The sequence below is a fragment of the Microbulbifer halophilus genome, assembly GCF_026183675.1.
GTDB classification, from domain to species: domain Bacteria; phylum Pseudomonadota; class Gammaproteobacteria; order Pseudomonadales; family Cellvibrionaceae; genus Microbulbifer; species Microbulbifer halophilus.
Window position 1 is genome coordinate 1 of sequence record NZ_JAPIVK010000048.1, and the last position, 25,513, is coordinate 25,513.

The 25,513-nt window shown below is 61.7% G+C and carries 24 protein-coding genes and 1 pseudogene; 15 read left to right on the forward strand and 10 right to left on the reverse strand.

Annotated features, from left to right (window positions below):
- The 5 genes and pseudogenes from OQE62_RS17665 to OQE62_RS17685 form a co-directional block, all read right to left on the reverse strand.
- Window positions 1-536: pseudogene (locus OQE62_RS17665) on the reverse strand (transposase); the annotation flags it as partial.
- A 211-nt stretch (window positions 537-747) separates the two neighbouring features.
- Window positions 748-1,407 carry a hypothetical protein gene (locus OQE62_RS17670; protein ID WP_265723369.1) on the reverse strand — a complete coding sequence of 220 codons (660 nt, stop codon included), beginning with the start codon at window positions 1,405-1,407 and terminating at the stop codon, window positions 748-750.
- A 290-nt stretch (window positions 1,408-1,697) separates the two neighbouring features.
- On the reverse strand, window positions 1,698-2,042 hold the full coding sequence (locus OQE62_RS17675) for a hypothetical protein (RefSeq protein ID WP_265723370.1): 345 nt from the start codon (window positions 2,040-2,042) through the stop codon (window positions 1,698-1,700).
- A 629-nt stretch (window positions 2,043-2,671) separates the two neighbouring features.
- The gene (locus OQE62_RS17680) at window positions 2,672-3,340 is read right to left on the reverse strand and encodes a hypothetical protein (RefSeq protein WP_265723371.1); all 669 of its coding nucleotides are present in this window, start codon (window positions 3,338-3,340) and stop codon (window positions 2,672-2,674) included.
- A 117-nt stretch (window positions 3,341-3,457) separates the two neighbouring features.
- On the reverse strand, window positions 3,458-4,792 hold the full coding sequence (locus tag OQE62_RS17685; RefSeq protein WP_265723372.1) for an MATE family efflux transporter: 1,335 nt from the start codon (window positions 4,790-4,792) through the stop codon (window positions 3,458-3,460).
- 403 nt (window positions 4,793-5,195) lie between these two features.
- On the opposite strand from OQE62_RS17685, the gene coxB reads away from it, so the two are divergent.
- Genes coxB through OQE62_RS17705 form a run of 4 tightly spaced genes read left to right on the forward strand, consistent with a single transcriptional unit; the run spans window position 5,196 to window position 9,403 of the window.
- The gene (gene coxB, locus OQE62_RS17690) at window positions 5,196-6,347 is read left to right on the forward strand and encodes a cytochrome c oxidase subunit II (RefSeq protein WP_265723373.1); all 1,152 of its coding nucleotides are present in this window, start codon (window positions 5,196-5,198) and stop codon (window positions 6,345-6,347) included.
- 11 nt (window positions 6,348-6,358) lie between these two features.
- The gene (ctaD, locus tag OQE62_RS17695; RefSeq protein ID WP_265723374.1) at window positions 6,359-7,909 is read left to right on the forward strand and encodes a cytochrome c oxidase subunit I; all 1,551 of its coding nucleotides are present in this window, start codon (window positions 6,359-6,361) and stop codon (window positions 7,907-7,909) included.
- Window positions 7,910-7,934: 25 nt separating this feature from the next.
- Complete coding sequence (locus tag OQE62_RS17700; RefSeq protein WP_265723375.1) at window positions 7,935-8,507, forward strand: cytochrome c oxidase assembly protein; 573 nt, start codon at window positions 7,935-7,937, stop codon at window positions 8,505-8,507.
- A gap of 5 nt (window positions 8,508-8,512) precedes the next feature.
- A complete protein-coding gene (locus tag OQE62_RS17705) occupies window positions 8,513-9,403 on the forward strand; it encodes a cytochrome c oxidase subunit 3 (protein WP_265723376.1) in 891 nt (296 codons plus the stop codon).
- 54 nt (window positions 9,404-9,457) lie between these two features.
- Here OQE62_RS17705 and OQE62_RS17710 read toward each other — a convergent pair whose 3' ends face one another.
- The gene (locus OQE62_RS17710) at window positions 9,458-9,682 is read right to left on the reverse strand and encodes a DUF2909 domain-containing protein (RefSeq protein ID WP_265723377.1); all 225 of its coding nucleotides are present in this window, start codon (window positions 9,680-9,682) and stop codon (window positions 9,458-9,460) included.
- Between the two features lie 45 nt (window positions 9,683-9,727).
- On the opposite strand from OQE62_RS17710, the gene OQE62_RS17715 reads away from it, so the two are divergent.
- The 6 genes from OQE62_RS17715 (at window position 9,728) to OQE62_RS17740 (ending at window position 14,414) form a co-directional block, all read left to right on the forward strand.
- Window positions 9,728-10,489, forward strand: a complete 762-nt coding sequence (locus OQE62_RS17715; protein WP_265723378.1) for an SURF1 family protein — start codon at window positions 9,728-9,730, stop codon at window positions 10,487-10,489.
- Entirely contained in the window at window positions 10,486-11,127 is a 642-nt protein-coding gene (locus OQE62_RS17720; protein ID WP_265723379.1) for an SCO family protein, read from the forward strand. The genes OQE62_RS17715 and OQE62_RS17720 overlap by 4 nt, the downstream gene beginning before the upstream one ends.
- 1 nt (window position 11,128) lies before the next feature.
- The gene (locus OQE62_RS17725; protein ID WP_265723380.1) at window positions 11,129-12,241 is read left to right on the forward strand and encodes a COX15/CtaA family protein; all 1,113 of its coding nucleotides are present in this window, start codon (window positions 11,129-11,131) and stop codon (window positions 12,239-12,241) included.
- Between the two features lie 104 nt (window positions 12,242-12,345).
- Entirely contained in the window at window positions 12,346-13,239 is an 894-nt protein-coding gene (gene cyoE / locus OQE62_RS17730) for a heme o synthase (protein WP_265723381.1), read from the forward strand.
- A 3-nt stretch (window positions 13,240-13,242) separates the two neighbouring features.
- Window positions 13,243-13,917 carry an SCO family protein gene (locus OQE62_RS17735; protein ID WP_265723382.1) on the forward strand — a complete coding sequence of 225 codons (675 nt, stop codon included), beginning with the start codon at window positions 13,243-13,245 and terminating at the stop codon, window positions 13,915-13,917.
- A 62-nt stretch (window positions 13,918-13,979) separates the two neighbouring features.
- On the forward strand, window positions 13,980-14,414 hold the full coding sequence (locus tag OQE62_RS17740; RefSeq protein WP_265723383.1) for a DUF1294 domain-containing protein: 435 nt from the start codon (window positions 13,980-13,982) through the stop codon (window positions 14,412-14,414).
- A gap of 65 nt (window positions 14,415-14,479) precedes the next feature.
- On the opposite strand, the gene OQE62_RS17745 is transcribed toward OQE62_RS17740, so the two are convergent.
- The 3 genes from OQE62_RS17745 to OQE62_RS17755 all read right to left on the reverse strand — a co-directional run bounded on the left by OQE62_RS17745 (window position 14,480) and on the right by OQE62_RS17755 (window position 18,918).
- Entirely contained in the window at window positions 14,480-16,996 is a 2,517-nt protein-coding gene (locus OQE62_RS17745) for a TonB-dependent receptor (RefSeq protein ID WP_265723384.1), read from the reverse strand.
- 332 nt (window positions 16,997-17,328) lie between these two features.
- On the reverse strand, window positions 17,329-18,138 hold the full coding sequence (locus tag OQE62_RS17750; RefSeq protein WP_265723385.1) for an iron chelate uptake ABC transporter family permease subunit: 810 nt from the start codon (window positions 18,136-18,138) through the stop codon (window positions 17,329-17,331).
- Complete coding sequence (locus OQE62_RS17755) at window positions 18,139-18,918, reverse strand: ATP-binding cassette domain-containing protein (RefSeq protein WP_322746591.1); 780 nt, start codon at window positions 18,916-18,918, stop codon at window positions 18,139-18,141. It abuts the gene before it with no gap.
- Between the two features lie 177 nt (window positions 18,919-19,095).
- Here OQE62_RS17755 and OQE62_RS17760 point away from each other — a divergent pair, with 177 nt between their 5' ends.
- From OQE62_RS17760 to OQE62_RS17770, 3 genes are all read left to right on the forward strand, one after another.
- On the forward strand, window positions 19,096-19,980 hold the full coding sequence (locus tag OQE62_RS17760; RefSeq protein ID WP_265723387.1) for a metal ABC transporter substrate-binding protein: 885 nt from the start codon (window positions 19,096-19,098) through the stop codon (window positions 19,978-19,980).
- A 133-nt stretch (window positions 19,981-20,113) separates the two neighbouring features.
- Window positions 20,114-22,840, forward strand: a complete 2,727-nt coding sequence (gene polA, locus OQE62_RS17765) for a DNA polymerase I (protein ID WP_265723388.1) — start codon at window positions 20,114-20,116, stop codon at window positions 22,838-22,840.
- A gap of 78 nt (window positions 22,841-22,918) precedes the next feature.
- The gene (locus OQE62_RS17770) at window positions 22,919-23,128 is read left to right on the forward strand and encodes a hypothetical protein (RefSeq protein WP_265723389.1); all 210 of its coding nucleotides are present in this window, start codon (window positions 22,919-22,921) and stop codon (window positions 23,126-23,128) included.
- A 218-nt stretch (window positions 23,129-23,346) separates the two neighbouring features.
- On the opposite strand, the gene OQE62_RS17775 is transcribed toward OQE62_RS17770, so the two are convergent.
- On the reverse strand, window positions 23,347-24,360 hold the full coding sequence (locus OQE62_RS17775; RefSeq protein ID WP_265723390.1) for a hypothetical protein: 1,014 nt from the start codon (window positions 24,358-24,360) through the stop codon (window positions 23,347-23,349).
- An 82-nt stretch (window positions 24,361-24,442) separates the two neighbouring features.
- Between OQE62_RS17775 and OQE62_RS17780 the strand changes: the two genes are divergently transcribed.
- Both OQE62_RS17780 and OQE62_RS17785 read left to right on the forward strand, forming a co-directional pair.
- Window positions 24,443-25,102, forward strand: coding sequence for a phosphoribosyltransferase (locus OQE62_RS17780; protein ID WP_265723391.1), 660 nt, complete (start codon window positions 24,443-24,445; stop codon window positions 25,100-25,102).
- Window positions 25,095-25,513: dienelactone hydrolase family protein (locus OQE62_RS17785; protein WP_265723392.1), on the forward strand; the 419-nt coding region annotated here is incomplete at its 3' end. The genes OQE62_RS17780 and OQE62_RS17785, both read left to right, overlap by 8 nt.

Below are 25,513 nucleotides of genomic sequence, written 5' to 3' on the forward strand. Positions count from 1 at the left end.
GAAAAGCGGGCCCAGGCCGAGGGTGGGGAAGGCTGATCGCTTACGGATTCCCAGAAGCGGCCGCTGCAGTTGTCTTCTCGGTTGGCCTCCCGGGCGATAGATTCATTCAGGTAGCGCATAAACCAGCTGATATCGACTAGCCGCTCCCGCCAGCATTCCACCACCTCCGTCAATCGCGCCAGCTCTGCAGGGTTCAGGTGCTCGCCACGGGCGAAGCGCTGGGACAGAGCGGAGCCTTTGAACAGCCGGTGCCAGCGCTCTACGACCTCCAGGGTATTCCACTGGCCGGCCTGGTTCCGATTGATATGGAGCACAACATGGTAGTGGTTGCTCATCACCGCATAGCCGCAGATATCCAGCGCGAAGATCTGTCCCAGCTCCAGCAGGCGATCCTCGATCCATTGGCGGCGGTGGTCAAAAGACTGTCCGGTACGCTCGTCCTGCCCGCACAGAAAGGCACGGCGGACACAGCGGGATACGCAATGGTAGTACGGGGTCGTGTCGGGTGATATCAGGGCTTTGCGCGGTAGTCCCATGTCTGGCTACCTCGTTTATCTGTATGGATAGCCAGTATTTTGCAGCTGTGTGATCGGATTGCAATGGTGTTGGCGCTTGTTGCCTTTTAGTTTATGGGCGCCCATGACTCTCTCCATCCTGAGAATATTGGGTCAGAGTAAAATAAAATACGAAGTCAGATTGGGAAATAAAAAAGGTTGGAAATCGATGGTTGATTTCTGTGTCGATATTTTACTTTGACTCCAATATTACAATATTATGCTTGGCGTTTACGCCTACTAACAGAAGATCAAAGCCATTTCCAAAGGCGGACGTCACCTGCCAATCGAGGCGCAGTAGCATATCCTCCACTCCATCTCTATCGAAGTCTCCTCTTGCCAGGGCGATGTAGTTGATATCCAGATCATCAAATTGGGCCTGCACGTTGCCAGTACCGATTTCGGTGGCTTTAATTTTCGGGAAGGTTTCAGCTAACGTCTTGTCCACTGATATATCCCGGTCCCCGCCAAGGTTGGGCGTAGCACTGGCGGGAAGGTTGCGCACGAAATCCGAAGTAATTTTTTCCGGCAAGTGGGATTTAGATGCGTTTTGAGCATTGAAGTAGAGTTCTAGTGCCTTGCAATTGGCGCGAAGCATGGTGAGTAAGGGGTACTGATCCTCTCTGATGGCGTCATCTGCCGTTTTGTCAACGTCTCTGCAGGAGGAAAATTTCACTAGGTTTCCATCTCTGCCGTCCAGCGCGTATTCAAGTTGGACGTCCTGGTAACTATTGCCCAGATTAGTCAGGCCGGTAATCTGATCAGTGCTTATCGATTTTTCAATACTGTTTTCTTCCTCTGCCGCACAAGACAGTAGGAGAACCGTTGCTACCAGCGAAAATATGCATCTCATCTGATTAGGGTCCTGATTGGGGTGCAGTTGCTGTAGGTTTTCTATTTGCGGTCGTCAATAACTGCTTTACATAATTGTTCCGCGATGGGCTGACATCTGGACGGTTACATTCGGTTGCTGCGTCTGCCCAGTTTTCCTTTTTAATAGCATCGTTAAACTTTAGGAAAAGCTTTTGCAGTTTCGTGGCTCCGAGATTGAAGATCATGTCGAAAAGCGCCATTTGCACTTCTGAAGGCATCTGGTCGAAATTATTCTGGAATCCGTTTTTCTGGCTATAAATTGTGGTGAGCTCACTGTAGAAGTGATTTGATGTGCTTGTCTCTTTGAATATCAATATCCACATCCTTCATCATGAGAGTGCAGAACTGCTTATACCAGCCTGCCCTGTAATTGCGCTTCTGCTTTAGGATGCGATCATACTCAGTCTGTTTTTTTGCCAGCGTGGCTGAGGTTGATGGTTGTCCATTGTTTGTGTTGTACATCGTGATTGGGGCTATGGCTACGCGGTTGGGAATCATATGGCCAATGCCTACGGTCACCTTACCTTTGGTATCCAAGTAGAGGTGGTTGTATCGCCCTTCGTATTCTTCCAGTTTTCTGGAAACTGTGGTTTTAACCGTGGGGTTTAAAGGCATGAGTATTCCCTTTTTTAAGGCTCGCTGCTTTCCGTACGGGGTCCGTATTTTCTGGGACGGCAATATACCGTGACTCTATCATGCAGGCCAAGGAGTTGGCATCATAATCCTCCCTCAGTTTCGTTCGATAGTCACCAGTGTCGCCGGGATTGCGTCGGAGAATAAAATGGAGATATCGCAGATATTGGGGCCAGATATCGGGGTCAGAGTAAAATATTGACGCTACTTTCAGGTCAAGGGTTGGCTGTTTCTCCATAATCTCTGGAGTCCTAAGGTCAACGAGGTATGGCCCGCTTATACCGTCTGACCCCAATATTCGCGGATACCCAACCAGTTGGAAGACAGCGACCTCTCCGGCGAGAGCCGCCGGCGGGCCCTGGCGGAAATCGACAGCGAAGTGCTCGATTACTACCGGGACGGCAACTTTTCCCGCAAGCGCGTCGACGCCTATCTGCAGCGGGTGGAACGCTACTTCAAACTGCTGGCCGAAAATCCGGAATCCTACAGCCTCNTTGGACGCAGATAGTGCAACGCCAGCAAAACCGGGCAGGGTGAAGCGGGAACGGATCCTGCTATTTCCTGTTCTACCCGATTGAGCTGATGGTCCTTATTTTTATGGTTGTCGGGGATCAGTGCAGTTTTTCGAGATCCGGCTCCAGTACCGGCACGCGCAAACCGATATCCATCTCTCTGGCAAAATCCGGCCAGTCGCCCGGCGTTTCGATAAATTTCTGCCGGCAGAGGATCATCGCCACCAGGCTGTCGGGCCCCAGTTGCTGGCCGCGGTAGCGATCTCCCAGTTGGATACAGACGGCGTCCAGTTCGCCGGCAAATGTCTCGCCGAGCAGTTCCCGCACCACCAGGTTGGCCACCATCGGGTCCATCGGCAGCAGGGGAATACCACAGGCGGGCTGCAGTTGTTCGTTGATCTCCTCGAGGGTGCGGTGTGCCAGGTAGGCGTCGTCCAGCAGTGCCGCGATGCCGATTTCCGCCGGGTGGCGCTCCGGTGGCAGGGCAAAGCTGGCACCGATCAATTCGCGCACCGGCCGGAAGTCGACACCGGCGGCGTCGCAAAGATGCTCCAGTTGTTGCAGCCAGCCGGGTACCGCCTGGATATAGCGGATCACAAAGGACGTCAGGTGGAGAGGACCGTCGTGCTGCGGCAGCCGTATGCTGCGGTGCAGCCGGGGGAGGGATCGGCGTACCGCGCGGCGAAAGCGGCCCTTGTGTCGCTCCAGGGTGACCGCGCGATCGATGCATTGCTGCATCACACGATAGTCTTCGGCCTTTGATACCACTTCATTTTCCAACGGCGGGTCCCCCTTTCCGTTGCTTTGCTGTGTGGCAATACCCTTAACGTAAAAAAATACGGAAATAGTGTTTTATGTTTGAGGGTTTTGGTACTCCCGGGTCATTTATAGCCAGAGATCCCTTTGTTTATAGCAGTAATAGTAAACCAGTAGGCCCAGAGAGCGAGAGATCATCCACAAAAACAGGCTGAACCAGACGCCGTGGTTGCCCCAGGCCCGCGTCAGCCACCAGGCCGGGAAGAAAACCAGCACGGTAGCCACAAACATAGTATTGCGCATATCCCGGCTTTTGCCCGCGCCGATAAAGATTCCATCCAGCTGATAACTCCACACGGCGATCAGCGGCAGGGCGCAGAGCCAGCCGTAAACCCGCTGTGCCTCGCCGACGACATTTTCCAGGTTGGTAAACAGCGGCAGGATCAGGTCGCGCCCGCCGGCGAATACCAGTGTGATGGCGGTGGCACTCCCCAGCGCCCAGAGCCCGGCGGTGTGCACCGTGGTGTAAAACTGCCGCCGGGATTTCCGCGCGATCGAATCCCCCACCAGCGCCTCGGTGGCGTGGGCGAAACCGTCCAGCGCGTAGGAGGTCATCATCAGCAGTTGCAACAGGATTGCGTTGGCCGCGAGCACCGCGTCTCCCTGTGCCGCGCCTTGGGCGGTAAAGAAAGTCATGGTCAGCAACAAAAGACAGGTGCGGATAAACAGGTCGCCGTTGATCCGCAGCAACTCCAACCAGGGCGCGATCGCCCGCCAGGGATAGAAGTCGGAACGGCGCAGCCGCCCGGCGAGTTGCTTCCAGATATCCGCATCCACCCGGCCCAGCAGGCGCAGGCCGAAGGCGAACGCACAGATGTCGGCGCATACGGTCGCCATGGCCGCGCCGCGCGCCCCCAGGCCCAGCCCCACGATCAGGACAAAATCCAGGGCGATATTCAGCAGGTTGGCGGCCAGCAGGATAAACAGCGGCGCGCGGCTGTCCTGGCGGCCGATAAAAAAGCCCAGCAGGGCGAAGTTGGCCAGCGCCAGCGGGGCGCTCAGCAGGCGTATCTGCAGGTAGTCCCGGGCGTGGGGCGCCGCCTGTTCGCTGGCATTCATCCAGCCGACGATCAACTCCAGCAGCGGCGAGGCCAGCAACAGCAGTGCCAGCCCCAGGGCCAGTGCCAGCAGCAGTGCGCGCAGCAGCCAGGTCTCGCCACCGTCGCCGCTGCGCGCCACCAGCCCGGTGGTGCCCATGCGCAGGAAGCCGAAGGCCCACAGCAGCATCGACATCACGCTGGCGCCGATTGCCACGCCGGACAGGTATTCGGGAGAGGGCAGGTGGCCGAGAATCGCCGTGTCCACCGCGCCCAGCAGCGGCACCGAGATATTGCTCAGGATCATCGGCCAGGCGAGGTTCCAGATGCGGAAATAGGGCCGCTCGAGGCTTTGTGACTGGGGCATCGGCAGGAGACTTAAGTTGGCGGATTAATTGACTTTTTGTCGGCGATGTGTTCATTTAAGCGTGCAGTAGATGCGACGAATTAAAGAAACGCAGGTTGTTGGTTGTACCTTCCGGACGACGACATCTGAAGTAATTATCTCAAAAGAATAACAAGTTGCACTGACGGCAGTATCGCGGGAGTGCCATCCCGCCCAGTGTATGTAGTCTTGTGTTACTACAGCATGTCCACAATTTTCGTGTGGAATTACCCTGTAGCCGGGTTCCGGCAACGGGGGGACTCCAGTTATCCGTGACGGCCGACGGCCGAAAATAAGAATGATACGGGTTTCCACCTGGAAGCCGGCGCTCGCCGCAGCGACCGGCCACAGATGGAGGCTCGCCACACACGGAGATCTGTAGGCGATGTTGAAAGGCTTCAATCGGCTGTTCGCCTTGCTGGCCACTTCGGTGCCGAGTCTGTCTTCCCTGGCGCAGGAGCAGAAGGCGGAGGCGGAGCGCTGGGGGGTCAATATGACCCAGGGGGTAACGGAAGTTTCCCAGACCACCTACGAGCTGCACATGCTGATCTTCTGGATCTGCGTGGCCATTGGCGTGGTGGTGTTCGGGGTGATGTTCTACAGCATGTGGCGCCACCGCAAGAGCAAGGGCTACAAGGCGGCGCAGTTCCACGAGAGCACTGCAGTGGAGCTGGTCTGGACCATCGTGCCGACGATCATCCTGATCCTGATGGCGATTCCCGCCACCAAGACCCTCTACGACATCTACGATACCGGGGAAGCCGACCTCGATATCATGATCACCGGCTACCAGTGGAAGTGGAAATACGACTACCTGGGGTCCGATGTCTCCTTTTTCTCCAATCTCGCCACACCCCGCAGCCAGATCGACAACCTGCAGCCCAAGGAAACCAGCTACCTGTTGGAGGTGGATGAGCCGATGGTGGTGCCGGTGGACAAGAAAATCCGCTTCCTCATCACCGCCAACGATGTGATCCACGCCTGGTGGGTGCCGGATCTGGCGGTCAAGAAGGACGCGATTCCCGGTTTTATCAACGAGTCCTGGACCCGCATCGACGAGCCGGGCATCTACCGCGGCCAGTGCGCCGAATTGTGCGGCAAGGATCACGGCTTCATGCCGGTGGTGGTCAAGGCGGTGCCGCAGGCGGAGTACGATTCCTGGCTGGCCGAGCGCGCCGCCGAGGCGGCCAAGATGCGCGAGCTGACCGAGAAGACGTTCAGTTTCGACGAGCTGTTCGCGCGCGGCGAGAAGGTCTACAACCGCACCTGTGCCGCCTGCCACCAGCCGGACGGCCAGGGTGTGCCGGGCAGCTTCCCGGCGATTGCCGGCTCGGCAGTGGCCACCGGTGAGCTGGAGGGGCACCTGGACATGGTGATCAACGGTTCCCAGGTGAATCCGGCCATGCAGGCCTTCGGCCCGCAGATGTCCGAGGTGGACCTAGCCGCGGTGATCACCTACCAGCGCAATGCCTTCGGCAACGATATGGGCGACACCGTGCAGCCCATCGACATTCTCAATTTCAAGAATAAGCAGTAGAGGAACTGGTCATGGCACACGGTCCGCAACCCGGATTCAAGCGGTGGCTCTACACCACCAACCACAAAGATATCGGCAGCATGTACCTCTGGTTCAGCTTCGCCATGTTCCTGCTGGGCGGCTGCATGGCGCTGGTGATCCGCGCCGAGCTGTTCGAGCCAGGCCTGCAGATAGTGCAGCCGGAATTCTTTAACCAGATGACCACCATGCACGGCCTGATCATGGTGTTCGGGGCGGTGATGCCGGCCTTCGTGGGGCTCGCCAACTGGATGATCCCGATGATGGTCGGCGCCCCGGATATGGCGCTGCCGCGCATGAACAACTGGAGCTTCTGGATTCTGCCGTTCGCGTTTACGATGCTGGCCTCGACGCTGTTCATGGACGGCGGCGCGCCCAACTTCGGCTGGACCTTCTACGCTCCCCTGTCGACCGAGTACGCGCCGCCAAGCGTGACCTTCTTTATTTTCGCCATCCATATCATGGGGGCCTCCTCGATCATGGGGGCCATCAACATCATCGCAACCATTCTCAATATGCGCGCACCGGGCATGACCCTGATGAAGATGCCGCTGTTCGTGTGGACCTGGCTGATCACCGCCTACCTGCTGATTGCGGTAATGCCGGTGCTGGCGGGCGTGGTGACCATGATGTTGATGGATATCCACTTCGGCACCAGCTTCTTCAGCGCCGCCGGCGGCGGTGACCCGGTGCTGTTCCAGCATGTGTTCTGGTTCTTCGGCCATCCGGAGGTGTACATCATGATCCTGCCGGCCTTCGGTATCGTGTCGGCGATCATCCCCACCTTCGCGCGCAAGCCGCTGTTCGGCTACAGCTCCATGGTGTACGCGACGGCCTCCATCGCCTTCCTGAGCTTTATCGTCTGGGCCCACCATATGTTCACCGTGGGCATGCCCATCGCCGGCGAACTCTTCTTCATGTACGCCACCATGCTGATTGCGGTGCCCACCGGGGTGAAGGTGTTCAACTGGATCACCACCATGTTCCGCGGTTCCATGACTTTCGAGACGCCCATGCTGTTCTCGATAGCCTTCGTGATCCTGTTTACCCTGGGCGGCTTCTCCGGCCTGATGCTGGCCATCGCGCCGGCGGATTTCCAGTACCACGACACCTACTTCGTGGTGGCCCACTTCCACTATGTACTGGTGCCGGGCGCCATCTTCTCGATCACCGCCGGTGTCTACTACTGGCTGCCCAAGTGGACCGGCAATATGTACAACGAGACCATGGGCAAGGTGCACTTCTGGCTGGCGTTTATCGGCCTGAATGTGACTTTCTTCCCGATGCACTTCGTGGGCCTCGCCGGCATGCCGCGGCGGATTCCCGACTATGCGCTGCAGTTTGCCGACTTCAACCAGATCGCCAGTATGGGTGCCTTCCTGTTCGGCGCCGCGCAGATCGTGTTCCTGTTCAATGTGGTGCGCACGGTGCAGGGCGGCAAAAAAGCCAGCGACGAAGTCTGGGACAATCCGGAAGGGCTGGAGTGGACGGTGCCGTCGCCGGCGCCCTACCACACCTTCAGTACGCCGCCCTCGGTTCGCTGAAGGTTGCGTTGACAGGTAGAAAGTGATGCGGTTGAACGAAAATGCAATTGTTGCCACCAAGCTGCTGGCGCTGGCCGCCGGCATGCTTCTGTTTGCGCTGTTCGTGATGCCGCCGCTCTACGACGCCTTCTGCGAAATTACCGGCCTCAACGGCAAGACCGGAGAAAAATACGAGGCGGTGCCGGCGGCGGTGGATACCGACCGGCTGGTGAAAGTGCAGTTCGTGGCCAGCAACAACGAGAATATGCCCTGGGGTTTCAAGCCCAGTGTGGCGACGATGAAAGTCCACCCGGGCGAGGCCATGGACACCGTCTTCCTGGCTTCCAATCCCACCGGTCGCGATATGGTGGGTCAGGCCATCCCCAGTCTGGTCCCCTTCGAGACGGCGCAGTATTTCCACAAGACCGAGTGTTTCTGCTTCAACCAGCAGACGCTCGAGGCCGGAGAATCGGCGGAATTGCCACTGCGCTTTATCGTCGATCCGGATCTGCCGCCGGGCGTCAATACGATAACCCTTTCCTATACGCTGTTCGATGTCACGGAAAGATTTTCCAGCAATTCAGACAATAAAAATACCGACCCCGAGCGAGAGGGATAGAATTTATGGCCAGTGAAAGCAGCTACTATGTACCCGAGCAGTCCCGGCTGCCCATATTTGCCACCATCGGCATGTTCCTGACGGCCTTCGGTGCCGCCAGCTGGATCAACGGCGGCAGCTCGTACATATTTTTCATCGGCGCACTGGCCATGGCCACGGTGCTCTGGTTCTGGTTTGCCGCGGTGATCCGGGAGAACATGGCGGGCCTGAACAGTGAACAGCTGAAACGCTCCTACGTCTGGGGTATGGGCTGGTTCATTTTTTCCGAGGTGATGTTCTTCGCCGCTTTTTTCGGCGCTCTCTACTATATCCGCACCTTCTCCCTGCCGTGGCTGGGCGGCGAGGGAGATCGCGGTTCCTCCAACATGTTGTGGGAAGGGTTCGAAAGTACCTGGCCGCTGATGGTGACCCCGGACGCAGCGGTGCACGGTGACGCGGCCAAGGTGGTCGGCCCAAAGGACATCATCGATCCCTGGCACCTGCCGCTGTTGAACACGATTCTGCTACTGGCTTCCAGCGTCACGGTACACTTTGCCCATGTTTTCCTCAAAAAGGACAGGCGTACCGCCTTTAACGTATGGCTGGGGATCACTGTCCTGCTTGGTGCCGCCTTCCTGTTCTTCCAGGTTGAAGAGTATCTGGAGGCCTACCAGCACTTGGGCTTGACACTGGAGTCGGGTATCTACGGCACCACCTTCTTTATGCTGACCGGCTTCCACGGCGCCCACGTAACGATGGGTACCATCATGCTGTTGATCATGCTGCTGCGCTCGGTGATCGCGCACCACTTCAAGCCGGACGATCACTTCGGTTTCGAGGCCGCCAGTTGGTACTGGCACTTTGTGGACGTCGTCTGGGTGGGGCTGTTTATCTTCGTCTACGTGCTGGGCTCATGACGGCCGCTTCTGCAGGAGCCTGCCCTGCAGGCTCCTGCAGAAGTTCCGGCGGAGTCAATATCTGTTTGCCCAGGGCGCGGTATTGGAGAGAATGCCGCTGTCAAAGCCATACCAGATGGCAAACAGCAACAGTGCAGCGAGGGTAATGCGGATTCCCAGGGCGTAGAGGGTGCGCTTCGATTCGGGCGCCCCCATATCCCGCAGCAGGAAAAACAGCGCGCTGGACAGGCTGACCAGCACCGCCAGAAACAGAAGAACAATAACGACTTTCAGCCACATAATTATTATTCGCCACTTTTTGTTGTAACTTAGTTGTAAATTGGCATGACAGCAGACGCCGGCGCATCGCGCGCAAAGAATGCCAGTGTAGCACTGATCCGCAACTGGCCCCTCACCGCCGTCAGTGGCCTGCTGCTGCCACTGCTGCTGGGCCTCGGTGTATGGCAGATACAGCGCGGCGGGGAAAAGGCGGCGATCAACGCGGCCATCGACCGGCGACTCTCTTCCCAGCCCCGCTCGCCGCAGCAACTGGATGAGCGCCGGCGCTTTACGACGGTGCGTATGCGGGGCTACTACACCCGGGACTACCGCCTGCTCGACAACCGCACCCGCAACGGCCGTGTCGGCTACGAAGTGCTGCAGGTATTTGTCGGCGACGGGCAGCGCTGGCTGGTCAACCGGGGCTGGCTGCCGGCGCCGCCGGATCGCGACACATTGCCGGAGGTGGCCCGACCGCGCGATACCCGAGAGATTACCGGCTTCCTCTACCCGGTTGCAGCGGCGGGCGAAACCGGAACTGCCGCAACCGGTCGGAGAATACAGCGGATCGACAGCAGAATTGCTGGTAGGCTGGACCTGGCGCAGCCGCAGTGGACGGTCCGCCTGAGCGCCGATTCCGATACGGCGCTGGTCACCGACTGGCAGTTGATCAACAGCCCGCCGCAGCGCCATTATGCCTACGCGGCCCAGTGGTTCGCGATGGCCGCCGCGCTGGTGATCCTGTGGCTGTTCGCCGCCACCCGAATACCGCGACTGCTGCGCAGAAACAGCGACAACAATAACGATAATCGAGGTACATCGTCGTGACCCAGAATTCCGATATCGTCTCTGAACCCGGCAAGCGGGACAGGCAGGCACCCGCCGGACTCGGTCGCCTGCAGGGCGTTTTTGTTATCGCTTCGGTATTACTGCCGATCGTTATCGCCTATGTCGTCTTCTATACCGGCGCCGGCATGCCGGAGGACACGGTCAACCGGGGCGACCTGCTGCAGCCGCCGGTCGATATCAAGGGGCTGACTTTTGTCGAGGAAGAGCAAGGCCCGGTGAACCTGACGGAACAGGAAGGCAAATGGCGCTACCTGATCGTTCCCGGCGAGCACTGCGGCGATGCCTGTGAAGAGTTGCTCTACACCAGCCGCCAGGTGCATATCCGCCTGGGCAAGAGGGCCGGTCGCGTCGAGCGGATGCTGGTGGGCACGGCGCCGCTTTCCGAAACGCGCCGCGAAGCGTTGCACAAGCAGCATCCCCGCCTGCGCCTGGTGCGGCTGGACGCGCAGAGCCTGCAGCGGCTGCAGCGACAGACGGTCACCGCAAACACCGAGGGCCCGCGGGCACTGCTGGTGGACCAGCGCGGCTTTGCCATGATGGCCTACGACAACGATCACAGCGGCAACCAGCTCCTCAAGGATATCAAGCGTCTTCTGAAGTACTCCTATGAGCAGTGATATGGAGAGAGAATTGCACAACCCCGCCTTCGATTCCCGGGATCGCGGCGCCCACACCGACTGGCGCCTGCGCCTGGCGCTGGCCGGTTCCGTGCTGGCGGTGGTGGTGGTGGTGCTGGGGGCTTTTACCCGCCTGGCGGATGCGGGCCTCGGCTGCCCGGACTGGCCGGGCTGTTACGGCCACCTCACCTGGCCGTCGGAGGAGCACGAGATCCGGACCGCCAATGGGGCCTTCCCCCAGACACCGGTGGAGACCGACAAGACCTGGCCGGAAATGGTCCATCGCTATTTCGCCGGCCTGCTGCTGCTGCTGGTGGGCGGCCTGACGGTACTCGCCTGGCGCCGCCGCGGCCACCGCGCTTTCACACAGACGCATCTACTGCTGGCCCTCATCGTTCTGCAGGCCGCCTTCGGCATGTGGACCGTGACCCTGAAACTCTGGCCGCAGGTGGTGACCGCCCACCTGCTGGGCGGCATGGCGACCCTGTCGATGCTGTGGCTGATGGTGGAACGTCTGCGCAACCGCGGACGTTTTATTCCCGCGCACGAATACCGCCTTCTGCAGAAACTTCGCCCGCTGGCCTTCGCGGCGGTGGCCGCCGTGATACTGCAGATCGCCCTGGGCGGATGGACCAGCTCCAATTACGCGGCACTGGCCTGCGCGGATTTCCCCACCTGTCACGGCGAATGGTGGCCGCAGGCGGACTTTCGCCAGGGGTTCAATATCGCCCAGCAGATCGGGCCGAACTATCTCGGCGGCGCACTGGAGAGCGAGGCGCGCACCGCCATCCATATCGCCCATCGCCTGGGCGCGCTGCTGGTGACTACGCTGGTACTGGCGCTGGCGGCGCTCGCCTGGCGCGCCGGTTCGCGGCGCTGGGCGCTGGGCCTGGCGGCCGTACTGGCGCTGCAGGTAGGCCTGGGTATCGCCAATGTGGTGATGTTCCTGCCGCTGCCGATCGCCGTGGCCCACAACGCCGGCGCCGCGCTGCTGCTGCTGGGCCTGCTGACATTCTGCTACCGCATCCAGACGGCGCAGCCGTCGGCGACAACCGGAGATGGGGGGCTGGGGAAACCGAACCCGGACGACTCGGCTCTGGCTGGAGCACTGTAAAGCCGGTGTTGTCTGGACGGCTGAGAGCCGTTTGAACACCGGAAATTGCAAAGCGTCTGCGTACACTGCTGCGCGAGACGAAAAGATAATAACGAGGTGCAGCCATGACCACACAAACCGCCGTCCTCAGCGCAGCGAGCTGGCGCGACTACTACGAGCTGACCAAGCCGCGGGTGGTGATGCTGATGATCCTCACCTCGGTGATCGGCATGCTGCTGGCGGTACCAGGCATGGTGCCGGTGGATATCCTGGTCCTGGGTAACCTGGGCATTGCGCTCTGCGCCGGCAGTGCCGCCACGGTCAATCATCTGGTGGATCGGCATATTGACCTGCGGATGGCGCGTACCAGCAATCGCCCGGTGGCCCGCGGTCGGGTGGAACCGCAAAAGGCCATCCTGTTCGCGCTGGCGCTCGGCGCGGCCGGCATGGGTATCCTGCTGGCATTCGTCAATGCGCTGACCGCCTGGTTGACACTCTTCTCGCTGCTCGGCTACGCGGTCGTCTACACCATGTTCCTGAAACGCGCCACGCCGCAGAATATCGTTATCGGTGGCCTCGCCGGCGCCGCGCCGCCGCTGTTGGGCTGGACGGCGGTGAGCGGTGAACTGCACGGCCACGGCCTGCTGCTGGTGCTGATCATCTTTGCCTGGACGCCGCCGCACTTCTGGGCGCTGGCAGTGCACCGCCGCGACGAGTACGCCAAGGTGGATATTCCCATGCTGCCGGTGACCCACGGTATCGCCTACACAAAACTGCATATCCTGCTCTACACCTTCGTGCTGTTCGCCGTCAGCCTGCTGCCGTTCGCCACCGCCATGCTCGGCTGGCTCTACCTGCTGGGCGCCGTGGTGCTGGGCCTCGGTTTCATCTACTGGGCGGTGGAAATGCTGCGGGGCAAAAATCCGGATGCGGGCATGGAGACTTTCAAATACTCCATCATCTACCTGATGGCACTCTTCTGCATCATGTTACTCGACCACTACCTGATTGCGGTGTAATTGATGACTGCCGAACAAAACACAGAGAAAACCCCGGAACAGAAACGCGGTATCCTGATCACGGTCGCGGTGCTGGTTCTGTTCATGTTCGCGGTACTGGCCGGCTTTCTGCACAAGCTCGGCCAACCGCGGGTGATCAGCGATTCGGAACTGCGCCTGAACGGCGCGATACAGCTCGAGCGCCCGCGCATCCTCGACAACTTCGAGCTGCTCGCCGACAGCGGCGACGTTTTCCAGACGGAAAACCTGGCCGGCGACTGGACGCTGGTATTTTTCGGTTTCACCAACTGTCCGGATATCTGCCCTACCACCCTGTCCACCCTGGACAGCTTTTACCAGACCCTGGATCCGGAGACACAGGCGAATACCGATATCCTGCTGGTGTCTGTGGACCCGAAGCGCGATACCCCGGAAAAACTGCGCGATTACGTGCGCTACTTCAATGCGGATTTTCGCGGCGTCACCGGCGAGTTCCTGGACCTCAAGCGTTTTGCCAACCAGTTGAACGTGCCTTTCAACAAGGTGCCGCTGGAAGACGGAGAATACACCGTCGACCACGGCTCACAGGTGGTGCTGATCAATCCGCGCGGCCACTACCACGCCTTCTTCAAGGCGCCCCTGGACCCGGCCAAGATGAAACTCACCTATCGCTCCATGCGGGCGACCTTTAACGGCTGAAACGGGAACAGGCGATACCGTCGGTTGCGAACAAACGACCCTGGTAAAAGCGCAACAGAGAATTGATCAAAGGCCGTCGTTTCCGTTTTGCGATTATTCTGCCGGTGGCGCTGGTGGCGACGCTGTGGCTGGCAGTACGCTACTGGTTCTATCCACTGGAGGTTATCTACTGGATCGCCGGAATCAGTGCATTGACCGCGCTTTTCTACGGCTGGGACAAGCTCTGCGCAGTGCGCGACTGGCGCCGCATCAGTGAGAGAACACTGCATCTGTTGTCACTCGCCGGCGGCTGGCCGGGGGCGATACTGGCCCAGCAGGCTTTCAACCACAAGACTTCGAAAGTCACATTCCGGCGGCTTTTCTGGTGCACGGTCGTGTTGAACGGCGCTCTGCTTGGAGCCACGTTTTCCGATAGTGGTGGAGCGCTGCTGCGTGAGGGAATTCAGCGGGTGTATGGCTTGGTGAATCCGGCAATTGATAGGCTGCCGGGGAGTTAATCGGGAAAAGCCGTTTCGATAAATTGCCAGATGAAAAGGAGAGCCGAGGCTCTCCTTTTCAACCACTAGAAACTGTAAACCATTCTGCCGTAGACGAAGCGCCCGCGCGGATCGTGCTGGCTGGAAACATAGCCGTACAGGTCCGAATTGCCGTCGCCGATGGCGAAAGGCGGCTCTTCATCGAGCGCATTGTCGGCCCCGAGGCTGAGCATCAGGTTTTCGAAGCCGGTATAGCGCGCCTGCAGGTTCAGCGTCAGGAAATTGTCCACGGTGCGGGATTTATTGCTGTCGTAATCGAGGGTGCCGTCGAAGTCGATATCCGGCGTATCCTCGAACTCGCCGATATAGTTCAACCCCAGGGTAAGGGCAAAATTCTCCCGCGCCCAGTCGGCGGAGGCGGCCCAGCGGTGCTGCGGATACTCGTACTCGCCCGCCAGGTCCCGCGTCAGGAAATTCTCGCCGGAGGAATCCAGCTCCACCCGTTCGAACTCCGCCAGATGGCTGTAGTCGAGCCGCAGCCCCAGGTCACCGCCCGCCAGTGGCAGGCCGGAATAGACCAGGCTCAGGTCCACCCCGGAAACCGTCTGCTCACCGATATTGACGAAACCGCTGTCGACGGACTGCAGCGCGCCGAGGGATTCGCCCGGCAGGGGATCGGCGCGGTTGCAGACGTCGCTATCCTGATCGTTGCAGTTGAGCCGGTAGAGATAGCCGAACGGTACCTCGTCGATCTTGCCGTCCTGGGTGATGCTCCAGTAATCCAGGGACAGACGCAGGGCGTCCACCGGTTCCAGCACGGCGCCGATATTGAAGGATTCGGATTCCTCCGGCTCCAGGTCCGGGTTGCCCGAAAAAACGATATTGTAATCGGTGCTGGCGCAGTAGCTGGGATTGACGTCGCAGCCGTAAGTGTCCTCAAAGAAGATGGACTCCTCGGACGGCCCCAGGCCGATCTGTGCCAGCGACGGCGCGCGGAAACCGGTGCCCCAGGAAGCGCGCAGGGACAGCATATCGTTGGCCGTCCAGAGCAGGTTGAGCATCGGGTTGGCAGTGGAACCGAAATCGCTGTAATCGTCGTAGCGCCCGGCCAGGGTCAGGTCGAGATTGGCCGGCAGCGGCACGGCGAATTCCACGAACGCCGAGCTGATATCCCGGCTCGCCTGTGCGGATACCGACTCGGTGCCGAAGATCAGGCCGCGCTGGAACTGGTCGTCCGGAATATCCGAAGCCTCCTCCTCGCGGTGCTCGATACCGGCCGCCATGGCGACGCCCCCGTAACGGGTGTCGAACAGGTTGCCGTCGACGGTGAAGTTGGCGCTGGTCAACTGGGACTTACCCTGGCGTACCAGGCTGGTGGTGATCGCATCGATGACCGACTGCGGGTTCTGCACACCTCCGAACGGATTGTAACGGCCGGCGTCGATCTCCCGCTGCAACAGGTCCGTGCGCACCCAGCCCTGGCTGCGGTCGCCGGTCTGGGTGGATTCACTGCGGGAGCGCTGTACCGAGGCCTCCCAGTTCCAGTCGGAGATATGACCGCGCAGACCGAAGACGCCGCGCAGATTGTCGGTCTCGATATCCCACTGCCGCGCGCCGGCATCGACGGTGCGGTAGCGGTAGATTTCCAGGTCGCCGTTGCCGGCAAAGGGATTCTGCGGGTGGCCCTCCGGGACCGTCAGCCCGGCATCGCCGTCCAGTGGCGTGGGCGCGCCCTGGGCGACGGAGGTGTTGTGCTGGAATGCCACCTCGGTAAAGAACTCGACGCTGTCGGTGAGTTGTGTATTGCCGAGCATCATCACCCCGGTGCGCTCCGACTCGGGTGTCAGTAGCGTCCAGGGACCGTAGTCGTAGACGCAGACGGTATCGGCGACCTGCGCGGGAGGACAATCCGGGTCCGGCTGGATCTCGCCGTCGACGGTAAAGCTGCCCGGATAGCCGCGCGAGGATCGGAAATCCATGCCGCCGCGGGGAGATTGATTGGCGGTATCCAGGCCGGGGCGCTCGGTGCTGCTCAGGGTGCTGTTGGTGCGGTGATCGAAAATCACGGTGAAATTGGAATCGTCGCCGTTGACGCCCCAGATGGCCGACGTCGACTGCTCGTCGTAACCATCGGCGCCGCCGTAATCCACGGAGACCTCGGCTCCCTCGAAATCCTCGCGTAGTACTAGGTTCACCACACCGGCGACGGCATCGGAGCCGTAAATGGCCGAAGCGCCGTCTTTCAACACTTCCACACGCTCGATGGCCGCCAGTGGAATGGTATTGATGTCGACAAAATTGGTGGTGATGCTCTCGGCAAAGGCGCTGATGGCAACGCGCCGTCCGTTCACCAGTACCAGCGTGGCATCGGCGCCCATGCCGCGCAGGCTGACCGCGGCCGCGCCGTTGGCGGTGGAATCCTGGTTGTTGCCCCGGGTGGAAAAGGTGCCATTGCCCGCTGCCGGATTTTTTTCGAACATCTGCTGCAGGTTGGTATAGCCGGACTTCTCGATTGCCTCGCGATCCATTACCTGAATCGGTGTGGCGGTTTCAAACTCGGCGTTGCGGGAAATGCGCGAACCGACTACGGCGACTTCCTCCATAGCCGGATCCTGCTGTGCGAATGAATGGTGTGATGCCCCTGCGACCGCACTCAGTATGGCCACAGTCAGTGCGTTACGGTGAAAGAATTGCTTATCCATAATTGTCGATCTTCCATTTATTTTGATTATTGATAAACGACCATTTATCGGTCGCAATCAACACTAGCAACGGCATAAAAGACCGGCAATCGACGTGCGATGAGTGGTGAGATATTCGGTTGAAGCGGTGACGGGTGTCGCGCACGGCGGGCGCCGACGGTCGCAGATTTATTTTGAATCCGACGGGCTCGCTGGAGAGGCGGATATACAGAAGGGTTGGTAAAGGCGGCGCTTCAGGCCGCCCTTTTCCGGTAAAACTGCGAGAGCAGAAAAACCAGCGCCGCCGCCAGCACGATCGACGGCCCCGCCGGCGTATCCCACAGAATCGACGCCAGCAGTCCCAGCACCACGGCGGCGCAGCCGATGGCGGAAGCGAGCAGCGCCATGCGCTCCGGTGTCTGTGACAGTCTGCGCGCGGACGCGGCGGGGATAATCAACAGGGCAGTAATCAACAGCACACCCACCACCTTCATGGCGATGGCGATCAGCAGCGCCAGCATCAGCATCAGCGCCAGGCGGATTTTTTCCACCGGTACCCCCTCCACCGCGGCCAGCTCCTCGTGCAGGGTGAAGGCGAGCAGCTTTTCCCACAGCCAGTACAGTAACCCGGCAATCAGCGCCGCCGCCGCGGCCATCAGCAGCAGGTCGCGGCCGCCCACCGCCAGCAGGTCGCCAAGCAGTAGCGACAGCAGATCCACGTTGATCTCGAACAGGCTCACGGTGACGATACCCAGCGCCAGCATCGAGTGGGACAGGATCCCCAGCAGGGTATCCACCGACAGTTTCTGCCGGCGCTGCAGGTACACCAGCAGTATCGCCAGCAGACAACAGGTGGCGCCGACGGCGATGGTGGTGTTCAGCTGCACGATAAAGCCCAGCGTCACGCCCAGCAGCGCCGAGTGGGCCAGGGTATCGCCGAAATAGGCCATGCGCCGCCAGACCGCGAAGCAGCCCAGCGGTCCGCTGACCAGTGCCACCAGCAGGCCGGCGGCCAGCGCGTACCAGAGAAACTGGCTCTGCAGGAGTTCGCTGAATTGCGTCACTTAGCGGCCCTCCCGCTTGTGGGAATGACCGTGATCACAGGCGTCGCCGGGCAGTATCCCGCCGCTGAGATCGTGCTCGTGATTGTGCTGGTGGGTGTAGGGTGCCACCTTGTCGCCGAACAGTTCCAGGTAGGCCGGGTCGCGGCTCACCTGCTCCGGCGCGCCGTGGCAGCAGATATGCTGGTTGATGCACAGCACCTGGTCGGTGGCGGCCATCACCAGGTGCAGGTCGTGGGAGACCAGCAGCACGCCGCAGCCCAGCTCGTCGCGCAGTGTCGCGATCAGCCGGTAGACTTCGCCCTGGCCGCCCACGTCCACCCCCTGGGTGGGTTCGTCCAGCACCAGCAGGTGCGGCCTGCGCGACGTGGCGCGGGCCAGCAGCACCCGCTGCATTTCGCCGCCGGACAGCTCGGCGAGACTGGCGTCCGCCAGCGGCGCGACGCCGACGCGCTCCAGCGCCGCCATCGTCTCGGCCTCCCGCACCCGCGACTCGCCCTTTTCCCTCTTTTGTCCCAATTGCAGAAAACGCGCCACCGACATGGGCATGGACGGATCTATCTGCAGCCGCTGCGGCATATAGCCCAGGCGCAGCCCCGGGCGGCGCCTGACGGTGCCGCTGGTGGGCCGCGTCAGTCCCAGCAGCAGGCGCAGCAGCGTGGTCTTGCCGGCACCGTTGGGGCCGATCACGGTGACGATTTCGCCGGCGTGCAGCTCCAGGGTGATCTTCTGCAACAGCCGCCGGCCGGCGACCTCCAGCCCCAGGTTGTCGGCTGTAATCAGTGGTTCGGTTTGACTCAGGGGGACGCTCCGCGAATGCGTGGAAGAATGTAGGGCCCGCGCCTCCGCAAGTCGGCTGTGTCGTGACTGGGGGCTGGCGGGCCGCGACCGGGTGTGATTATATCGTCTCCGCCCGCAAATGGGTGGGCACAGGTTTTACCCATACACTTCTGGATGTCGATGAAATTCCCGCAGTTCCCGTTTTCCCTGTTCACGCTCTCCGTCGCCGCCGTGATTCTCGCCGCCTGCGGACGCCCGGCGCCGGATACCTCCAGCGAGCTGGTGGTCAGCGTGCGCCCGCTGGCGCTGATTGCGCGCGAGATTGTCGATCCGGAAACGCCGGTGCGGGTACTGGTGCGCGGCGACGATCCGCACCACTACGCGCCCACGGTTTCCGACCGCGCGGCGCTGGAGCGCGCGCGCCTGGCAATCTGGCTGGGGCCGCAGTTGGAGGGCGTGCTGGCAAAACAGATGGCGCTGCTGCCGGCCGAACGACAGTTGCAGCTGCTGGACGCCGGCGGTTACGAATACGGGGGCGCGTCCGCGGACGACCCGCACCTGTGGCTGCGCCCGCGCAACGCCGCGGTGATGGCCGCGCATATCGCCGAACGGCTGGCGGAACTGCAGCCGCAGCGGGCGGACACCTACCGCCAGCGGGCGCGGAATTTCTCCCGCGCCATGGCCAATCTGCAGAAGGTGCAGAACCGCGCGCTCTGGGCCTACCGGGAGGTGCCGATCGTGGTCACCCACGATGCTTATGGCCACTTCTTCGGCCCGGCGGGCATCGACACCCGCGCGCTCAGCGACAGCGGCCAAAGCCAGCGCGGTGCCAGGACACTGCTGGAACTGCAGGGCGCCGGGGACGGCTGCCTGTTTGGCGAGGCGCCGGCAAACGACCGCGACCGTCGCACGGCGCAGAACCTGGGCCTGCGCTACGCACCGCTGGATCCGCTGGCGACGGACCTGGCGGCGGATGCCGGCTACCGGGACCTGCAGCAACAACTGCTGGCCGACGCCCGCCGCTGCCTGGCCTGGGTGCCGGACCGCGCGGCCGGGGCCGACTGACGCCGGCCGCAGAGCGGGATTCCGCCTCCAGAAAAAAGCCGCCGGGGCGGTTATGCTATGGCCCTGATTGTCCCGCCGCCGGCGCTTTCGCCGCCGCGGCGCCAACCCATTCGAACACCAGACCCGAGATTCTATGACCAAGAAGAAGTCCGATGCCGCGCCACTGATCCTGGTGGATGGCTCCTCCTACCTCTACCGCGCCTTCCACGCCCTGCCGCCGCTGAGCACCAGCAGCGGCAAACCCACCGGCGCGGTGCGCGGCGTCATCAGCATGCTGCGCCGCCATCTGAAGGAGCACCCGGACAGCACCGTGACCGTGGTTTTCGACGCCAAGGGCAAGACCTTCCGCGACGAGTTGTTCGCCGATTACAAATCCCACCGGCCGCCGATGCCGGACGAGCTGCGCGAGCAGATACAGCCGATTCACGATATCGTCGACGCCATGGGCCTGCCGCGGTTGGTGGTCGAGGGTGTCGAGGCAGACGACGTCATCGGCACCCTGGCACTGGAGGCCCAGCGTAAGGGGCAGGAAGTGATCATCTCCACCGGCGACAAGGACATGGCGCAACTGGTGCGCCCGGGTATCACCCTGGTCAACACCATGTCCAATACCGAGATGGACAGCGAGGGCGTGGTGGAGAAATTCGGCGTGGGTCCGGAGCTGATCATCGATTTCCTCGCCCTGATGGGCGACAAGTCCGACAACATCCCGGGTGTACCCGGCGTCGGCCAGAAGACCGCTCTCGCGCTGCTGCAGAACCTCGGGGGCCTGGATACCATCTACGCGGACCTGGACGCCATCGCGCCGCTGGGCTTCCGCGGCGCCAGGACACTGGGCAAGAAGATGGCCGAGCACCGCGAGGCGGCCGAGCTGTCCTACAAGCTGGCCACCATCAAGACCGATGTGGAAATGCCGATTCATCCACAGGATCTCCACAACGGGGCGCCGCAGCGGGACAGGCTGATCGAGCTGTTCGGCGAACTGGAGTTCCGCAGTTGGCTGGAGGAGCTGTCCGGCGAAGAGGCCGACGAGGCCATGGCCGAGGCGGTGGAGCGCGAGTACGCAGTCGTCACCGATATGGCCGAATTCGATGCCTGGCTGGAAAAACTGAAAGACTCGGAAATCTTCGCCTTCGACACCGAGACCACCAGCCTCAGCTATATGCAGGCGAAACTCGTGGGGCTGTCGTTTGCCGTGGAGCCCTACAGGGCCGCCTATGTGCCGCTGGCGCACGACTATATGGGCGCGCCGGAACAACTGCCGTTCGACGAAGTGCTGGCGAAACTGAAGCCCATCCTCGAGGATCCGGCACAGAAAAAAGTCGGCCAGAACCTCAAGTACGACAGCCATATCCTCGCGAATTACGATATCGAGCTGCGGGGCATCGAGCGGGACACCATGCTGGAATCTTATGTGCTCGACAGCACCGCCAGCCGCCACGATATGGACAGCCTGGCACTCAAGTACCTGGGCGAGAAGACGGTGCACTTCGAGGATATTGCCGGCAAGGGCGTCAAGCAGCTCACCTTCAACCAGATCGAAGTGGACAAGGCCGGCCCCTACGCCGCCGAGGATGCCGATATCACCCTGCGCCTGCACCGCGAGCTGTCCGGCCGCCTGGAGCAGATCCCGCCGCTGGTGAAAGTGCTGGAAGAAATCGAGATGCCGCTGCTGCCGGTGCTGATTCACATGGAACGCAACGGCACCTACCTGGATGCGCAGATGCTCGCCGGGCAGAGCGGCGAGCTGGAACAGAAGATGCGCGCCGTGGAGCAGAAGGCCTTCGACGAAGCTGGCGAGGAATTCAACCTCGGCTCCACCAAGCAACTGGGCGCCATCCTGTTCGACAAGCTCCAGATCCCGGTGATCAAGAAAACCCCCAAAGGGGCGCCATCCACCGCCGAACCGGTGCTGCAGGAGCTGGCGTTGTCCCACGAACTGCCGGCGCTGATCATGCAGTACCGCGGCCTGGCCAAGCTGAAAAACACCTACACCGACAAGCTGCCGCAGATGATCGACCCGGCCAGTGGCCGCGTGCACACCTCCTACCACCAGGCGGTGGCCGCCACCGGTCGCCTGTCTTCCAGCGACCCCAATCTGCAGAATATCCCCATCCGCAGCGAAGAGGGCCGCCGTATCCGCCAGGCCTTCGTGGCGCCGGAAGGTAGCGTGATCATCGCCGCGGACTATTCGCAGATCGAGCTGCGCATCATGGCGCACCTGTCCGGCGACAAGGGCCTGGTGGATGCCTTCGCCCGCGGTGAGGATATCCACCGCGCCACCGCCGCCGAGGTGTTCGGCGAAAAACCGGACGAGGTCAGCGACGAACAGCGCCGCCGCGCCAAGGCCATCAACTTCGGGCTCATCTACGGCATGTCCGCCTTCGGCCTGGCAAAACAACTGGGGATTCCCCGCGCCGATGCGCAGAAATATGTGGATCTCTATTTCGAGCGCTACCCGGGCGTGCGCGCCTATATGGACAACACCCGCAAGCAGGCGTCGGAAAATGGTTACGTGGAAACCCTGTTCGGCCGCCGCCTCTACCTGCCGGAGATCAATTCCCGCAACGGCATGCAGCGCCAGGCCGCCGAGCGCACCGCCATCAACGCCCCCATGCAGGGCAGCGCCGCCGACATCATCAAGCGCGCCATGATCACCGTGGACACCTGGCTCGCAGAACAGGGCCTCGCCACCAAACTGATCATGCAGGTGCACGACGAACTGGTATTGGAGGTGCCGGAGAAGGAGGTGAAAAAAGTCACCGAGGGTATCACCGGCCTGATGCAGGGCGCGGCGGAGCTGGACGTACCGCTGATTGTGGATGTGGGGCAGGGGCATAATTGGGATGAGGCCCACTGAAATGCCGGGATCCTAGTGGGCCCGCCAGTCGTAACTGCACCCGATTTTAAAAATTCATGTTTCAAGGAGGAAAACACGATGAAAACCGGGTATTGGCTCCGCCGCTTCGCACTCGCCTACCTGCTGGCCCTGGCCTTCATCACCGGCGGCCAGCTGCTGCGCGGCCGGCCGCCGGAGCTGGCGTTCACTCACGGGCTGCTGTGGGCGCTGATCACCGCCGCCGTCTACCTGGTCGGGTTTGCCTGGCGCGCCCGCAGGGAGTGTGCAGCCTTTCCCGAAGACGGGTGAATCCACGTCTCGCGCTACCTGTGGAGGAAGCCGGCGACAATCTCGCGATCCGGGTCAACTTTTAACACTTTTTAACCTTTCCCGGGGAACCGGGGCGCCAGCGGTGTCTCTAAGTAAGCAAGATCGTTGGAATGCGTCATCATCCCCCAAGGAAGTCAGATGTTTGCCCCGGTACTCCCCCAAGTCCGGGGCATTTTTTTGTCCGCAGTATGGTGCCGTCACCGCGGACAGTGGCGCCGGGCCGCGTCTAGATAGGTGCGCGTCTTGCGCAGCCATTTGTCCACTTCCCCGTTCTCTCTGTACCGGGGGCCGTCCAGCAGGTGTGTCGCCGCCAGCCGCGCGCGCAGGAAGGCGCGGCTGGCTTTGTAGAAGGGCGACAGGGAGTCCGGTGGCGCCCCGGGGCCACTGCGCACTATCGCCTCCGCCAGGTCCTCCCGGCCCAGCAGTTCGCACTCCAGCGCCAGGTAGCTGAGTTCGTCCAGCGGATCCACCCAGCGCAGGTCGCGGTTGAACTCGAGACAGTCGATCACCTGTGGCGGCTCGGTCAGGAAGCAGTGTTCCGGGCGCAGGTCGCCGTGGCCCTCGACGATCAGTCCGGATTCCGCCCGTTCGCCCAGCAGTGCGCTGTGGCGGCGGGTAAAGTTCAGTAGCGACGCCGCCAGTGCCCGAATTTCACCGCCGTCCTGTTGCAGTTCCGGCAGCAGCAGATCGTCGCGGCATCTTTCCGTATGCCGGCGCAGCCGCTGCAGGTACTGGTTCGCGGTCAGCGGTATCACCTCCGCTTGCCGGTAGAAGGTGCGAAGCCGGTCCAGCAGCGGCTGCAGCCCGGCGGTGGACAGCGCCCCGATCCGCTCCGCCAGGCAGTCGCCCTGCGGCAGCCGGCGCATTTTTACCAGCCACTCCACCGGTGTGCCCTGCTCACCGAGATTGAGATGTGCGTCGGCCGTCAGTCGCAGCGGTACCACGTCCAGGTAGACGCCGTCGGTAAGGCGCCGGTTCAGGCGCAGCTCCTCGCGGCAGACGCCGTAGCGCTTGTCCAGGCTGCTGAAATCCAGGTAGCGGGTGCGCACCGGTTTTTTCATCTTGTAGGCGTGGCGGTCGGTCAGGAAGACCCGCGCCATATGGGTCTCCACCGGGCGCACGGATGCGGTGCCCTCCGGGTAGCTTTCCGGGGAGCGCAGGAAGCGGGTCTTTTCCTCGAGATCCGGCCTGTCGGCGTCGATTTGATCCATGGCGGCGTCGGCTGGAGAAGTCTGTTTGCTAGTCTAGTTTTATTCATCTCACTCACCTCCGATCCGCGAGGGCAAGACCGCGATGGAGCCCTTCGAAAACCGTGTCGAGGCCGGCCGCAGGCTGGCGGAATCCCTGGGCGACTACGCCGACCGCGACGATGTGATGGTGCTGGCGCTGCCCCGCGGCGGCGTGCCCCTGGGTCTGGAAGTAGCGCGCAAATTGAAAGCCCCGCTGGACCTGATGCTGGTGCGCAAGCTGGGCGTGCCGGGCCACAGGGAGCTGGCGATGGGCGCGATCACCGGTCACGGACAGGTGCTCAACGAGGAAGTGCTGGCCAGCAGTGGCGTCGACGACGACGAGGTCGAGCGTGTGGCGCGCGACGAGCGGGCGGAGCTGGAACGCCGCGCGCAGCGCTACCGCGGCGACAGGCCCTGGCCGAAACTGGAAAACCGCCGCGTGATTCTGGTGGACGACGGCATTGCCACCGGCGCCACCATGGCCGCCGCCGCCCGCGCGGTGCGCGCGCAGAAGCCGGCGGAACTGGTGCTGGCAGTGCCGGTGGCGCCGCCGTCGACACTGCAGCGTTTCGAGGACCTGGCCGACAGGATCGAGTGCCTGATGGCGCCGGAGTCCTTCTGGGCCATCGGCGCCTGGTACCGGGATTTCTCCCAGCTTTCCGACCAGCAGGTGATCCAGATGATGCGCGAGGCGGACGAGCTGCCGGGGGCGGGGAATGAATAGACGCGAAGTGCTGGTGGATGTCGACGGCGGGCCACTGGAGGGTTTCCTGACCCTGCCGGAGGACGCCACCTCGCTGGTGCTCTTCGCCCACGGCAGCGGCAGCAGCCGCTTCAGCCCGCGCAACAACCGGGTGGCGGAACAGTTGAACGATGCCGGCTTCGGCACACTGCTGTTCGATCTGCTCACCGCCCGCGAGCACAGGGTCGACGAGGCCACGCGTGAATTCCGCTTCGATATACCGCTGCTGTCGGGCCGCCTGGCGGCGGCACTGGACTGGGCCGCGGAGGAGTCGGCCACCGAAGGTCTCCGCTGTGGCCTGTTCGGTTCCAGCACCGGCGCAGCCGCGGCGTTGATCGCCGCCGCCGAGCGGCCGCAGCGGGTCGGCGCGGTGGTATCCCGCGGCGGCCGCCC